A 1,233-nucleotide genomic window follows, 5' to 3' on the forward strand; every position below is an offset into this window, starting at 1 on the left:
TTTGTTTGTTTGTTTCGAAATTGACGTTTTAGTTTGTATTTTTATTTCCTGTTCAGTTTTCAAAGATCATCTGCACCTCAGCAGTGCTCATCTATATTACCAAATACTTTTCGCTTCGTCAAATGTTTTTTTTATTTTTTTCATATTTTTCACTGTATACGCTTTCATCTTAGTTTTAAAAGAAAACTGGCATTCTGCCAGCTTAATTAATCAATACGTTTTGCGTTTGTATACTCATAAAATTCATTAAATACATAATCCTGTAACTTTTTAAATGTTGATGAATCCTTCCCAACAAATAGTTTACCATCTACCATTTTTACTCGACGACAAATGTGTGTACTACTAGATACAATTATTTCATCCGCATCAAATAACTCTTGCAAAGAATAAACTTTTTCTTCATACGGAATATTTAAGGCCGTACAAGCTTCTAACAAGTGTTTACGGGCAATACCAGGCAAAATATATTCATCACAAGGTGCAGTTATAAAGCAGCCATCCTTTAAGATAGATACATTGCTATGAGCACATTCTGTAACACGATCTGGTCCTCTATGTAAAATACACTCATCAAAACCATGATTATGTGCTTCTGTTGAATACATTACTGCAGGAATTAAATTAATCGTCTTAATATTATTATGAAAGAATCGTGTATCTTCCATGGTAACAACAGACATCTCTTTATTTGGGTCTGCCAAAGGCTTTGGCGTAATCATAACCCATAAATTACCTTTCATGTCTTCAGGATAAATATGATTTCTAATACCTGTTCCTCTTGAAACCTGCCAATATACAAACTGTGTTGGTGAATCTACTTTATTTACTAATTCAATTAATAAATCTTGTAATTCCTCTTTTTTATATGGAATGTTAATATTTAAAAGTTTTGCACTATTGTAAAAACGATTTAAATGATCTTGAAGTGCAAAAATTGTATGATTATTTGCATAAGATGCATCGTATACACCATCTCCAAAATAACAAGCACGATCCAACATTGGAACTTGCATATTTTCTAATTCATCTATTTTTCCATTGTAAAAGCCTAAGTTCTTCATAATATCCTCTTTTCTTTCAAGTATATTATAGGCCAAAATACAAAAAAGGCAAAAAAAAGGACCCGGCAGCTAGCTATCTTCGCAGGGGCAAGCCCAACTATTGTCGCCGTGAAAGTGCTTAACTTCTGAGTTCGGGATGAGTTCAGGTGTGTCCACTTTGCTATCGCCA

Annotated in this window: 1 protein-coding gene and 1 rRNA gene; both read right to left on the bottom strand. The window is 32.8% G+C overall.

Annotation, left to right across the window (positions count from 1 at the left end; all coding sequences use genetic code 11):
* Positions 1 to 206: 206 nt before the first annotated feature.
* The gene (locus H8911_RS12120; protein ID WP_117926863.1) at positions 207 to 1,064 is read right to left on the bottom strand and encodes an aminotransferase class IV; all 858 of its coding nucleotides are present in this window, start codon (positions 1,062 to 1,064) and stop codon (positions 207 to 209) included.
* 60 nt (positions 1,065 to 1,124) lie between these two features.
* Positions 1,125 to 1,233 (bottom strand): 5S ribosomal RNA (rrf, locus tag H8911_RS12125); the annotation flags it as partial.

Origin of the sequence: Holdemanella hominis (genome assembly GCF_014306155.1) — a bacterium.
GTDB classification, from domain to species: domain Bacteria; phylum Bacillota_I; class Bacilli_A; order Erysipelotrichales; family Erysipelotrichaceae; genus Holdemanella; species Holdemanella hominis.